This window comes from Natrialba sp. INN-245, from assembly GCF_009807105.1.
GTDB classification, from domain to species: Archaea; Halobacteriota; Halobacteria; order Halobacteriales; family Natrialbaceae; genus Natrarchaeobius; species Natrarchaeobius swarupiae.
Genome location: NZ_WUBV01000028.1, coordinates 1 through 2,856 on the forward strand (window position 1 = coordinate 1; position 2,856 = coordinate 2,856).

Consider the following 2,856-nt stretch of genomic DNA (forward strand, 5'->3'; position numbering starts at 1 on the left):
TGGTTGAGGTATGGTGAACACATTCTCTCAACCGGACATTCTCCCAATCAGAGCAACGCTTTAGCTTCGGCTCTCACACCGGTCGGGAAGTACCGACTATCCCATTTCGGTTACTGATGAGTGTGTGCAAACTACCTAACCTAACGAACATCTAACATTTTATCCAATAGCAAATAAACCACCCACAACTGTATTCACGATCCGACGGGGAGTATTGAACCCCGTCAACTAACATAAACCTCGCTTGTGCAAGTGCTCGCCCTGCTCTACATGGAGTTAGTTACATAGAAATAACTACTGAATAGAAGACTAACTGAAACAAATGACAGTACTGCTCCTCCAGTAAGCAGTAGAAACCCCTCTCTGTATCCAAATAGGTCGATTATGTACCCGACGAGAACCGGAATTAGTGCGCCAGTTAGCTGAACGAACGTCCAAATATATCCGAACGTTCGCCCCTCTCTGTCAGGGGGCGTAATGTTACTGATAAGCGTATCTCGTGCTGGGTTTGTCCCCCATAAACTCCCTCCAAGTACTATGATAACTACTAGTAGCGGCAATTTTGAAAGATCAAAAAGTGCCAGTACGAGAAGGCCTATCGTCGATACACCTAAACAAATTAAAATTACCGTTCTGGGATCGTACCGATCCGTAACAGCACCAAGAATTAGCTGCGAGAACGCAGCGGAAAACAGAAGCGTAGCGAAATAAAAATTTGCGATAGATTCCGCCCCCATTGAAACTCCAACCAGTTCCGTCGAATACCCGTACACCCCGACGATGAACACCGGGAGAAATGCATTGAGCCCGTTGCTAGGGATCATCTTGGTTATGATAAACACGTAGATTACTAACAATGGGTATAAGTACGTCCGATTATCTGCCTGCCATATATTTTCAGAAGTGGTATCCGACACTACTCCCTGTGGATGGTCTTCTGCGACTGGGTTCGTCGTGAATTCGTCTCCACGTAGTAATAAATATAGAGCGATCCCAACCAGTACGCCGATTGTACCGAGTACAAGTATAATCTGTTCCCACACGAGGACTAATATCAACACCCCAATTATTGTTGGCGAGAGTGCGTCCCCAATTTTTGCGAAACTCCCAAACCCGCCGATTACTTTTCCTTTATTTTCTCTATCGATATTATCCGTTATCAACGGGTATGCAGTGGGATGGACAACTGCAGCACCAATTCCGACTCCGAGCATCGACACCACCATCACTATAAATCCGCCCGCAAAGCTGTACCCCAGTAGAGATAGACCTGGGATTGTATTACCTATCGTAGGTGAAAGAGCAAATATGAGATACGAGAGGCTAGCGATGACGATTCCTGTTGGGAGAATGTACAACCGATCGTACCGATCTGACAGAATGCCCAGCGGTGCTTGTGCTATCCCTCCACCCACCGAATAAATGCTAATTAGTAGCCCTAGCTGCCAAAGTGGATAATCCAGAGCTACAGCGAGAACTGGTATCAACGGTGGAAGTAACCTCATAAGAAAGTGTTGTGTGAGGTGCGCTGTACTAATTACCAGCGCAAAGCGAAGCTCGTACCGACTGAGGCCGAACATCGTTATATACTATCCGTAATACTCCTGGTTAACCATACGATCTTGGAATTTATCGTTCTTTTTGATAGACGGATGAACGTTCTATCGGACAGCGGTGAGTGGCTCCGATACCCGATCCACTCTTTATCAGTACCACTTGGCGTGCTGTACTCACCGTTGGTCGTGTGGGCGTTCTATCTTTTGTCGCCACGACAGTGTGTGGCATTCTTTATCAGTGTCTATGATAGATCTTCTCACCATACCCAAAATCGATTCTTTTACATACATTCTAAAATTAAAAAATAATTCACTAAGGTTGTTATTATTTTAGATTGGAATGACACCCCATTCCTATCTAATATATCTGGAGAGCCCGTTATAATCGTACGCCCACACGTCTCTATTGCTGGACTAACATTCACGTTGTCCGATAGGAGTCAGTGAGGTGTCAGCTGTGAACTCGCTGCTGTCCCGGGGGTCGTGACACTGTCGCGCTCGGGTCTCGAAAAAAGTTCGCCTAGGAGCCTGTCCAAGAAATATCGGCAGAGAACTCACATGACGTGAACCTTATCTAGCAGAAACTCCTGTATAGCGTAAGGATTCACCCGTGACGTTCAATTTTATCCGATATGATCAAGATCAGCAACACCTCTTGCCAAAGAACGTCGCGGAGTGGGTCGAAGAGGATAGTCTCGAACGCTACGTTTCCGACGTTATTGATCATCTCGACAACGAGGGCCGGCTCGACCCATTCTATCCGGACAATCGGGAGGACGGCCGCGGGCGGCCGTCCTTCCATCCCGTGATGATGCTCAAAGTCCTCGTTTTCGGCTACTGCATCGGCATCCGCAGCTCCCGGAAACTCGACCGCCTCCTTGAACGTGACATCGCCTTTCGCTACCTTGCCGCGAATCAACACCCTGACTTCCGCACGATCAGCCTCTTCCGCAAGAACCACCGCGAAGAGTTCGAGCACCTCTTCGTTGAGATTCTTCGCCTCTGTCGGGAAGCTGGAATGGCAGAGATGGGCGAGGTCGCCCTGGACGGCCGTCGCGTCCAGGGCGACGCGGCCCTCGACCAAAACCGGACTCGTGAGCAGATTACCGACGAAATCCACGACATCCTTGAGGAAGCTGCCGAGGTCGACGAAGCCGAAGACGACGAATATGGACCAGAACAACGCGGAGACGAGCTCCCGGAGGATAGTGGTTCACAGAAGATTTAGGTATGCTTTGAGTTGGTAGGGTAATGGCGGGACAAGAAAAAGAGATCGTCCGTCACCTCAGTGAGGACGATC

Annotated in this window: 2 protein-coding genes; both read right to left on the reverse strand. The window is 48.6% G+C overall.

The window, feature by feature from the left end; all coding sequences use genetic code 11:
- Window positions 1-266: 266 nt before the first annotated feature.
- Window positions 267-1,580: an MFS transporter gene (locus GRS80_RS09465; protein ID WP_160047341.1), complete on the reverse strand. Its 1,314-nt coding sequence runs from the start codon at window positions 1,578-1,580 to the stop codon at window positions 267-269.
- A gap of 580 nt (window positions 1,581-2,160) precedes the next feature.
- The gene (locus tag GRS80_RS20680; RefSeq protein WP_235019699.1) at window positions 2,161-2,739 is read right to left on the reverse strand and encodes a hypothetical protein; all 579 of its coding nucleotides are present in this window, start codon (window positions 2,737-2,739) and stop codon (window positions 2,161-2,163) included.
- Between the last annotated feature and the right edge of the window lie 117 nt (window positions 2,740-2,856).

Bases quoted from the DNA above. Each gene is read 5' to 3' on its own strand.
- GRS80_RS09465 (WP_160047341.1), bottom strand. From the start codon at position 1,580: ATGTTCGGCCTCAGTCGGTACGAGCTTCGCTTTGCGCTGGTAATTAGT.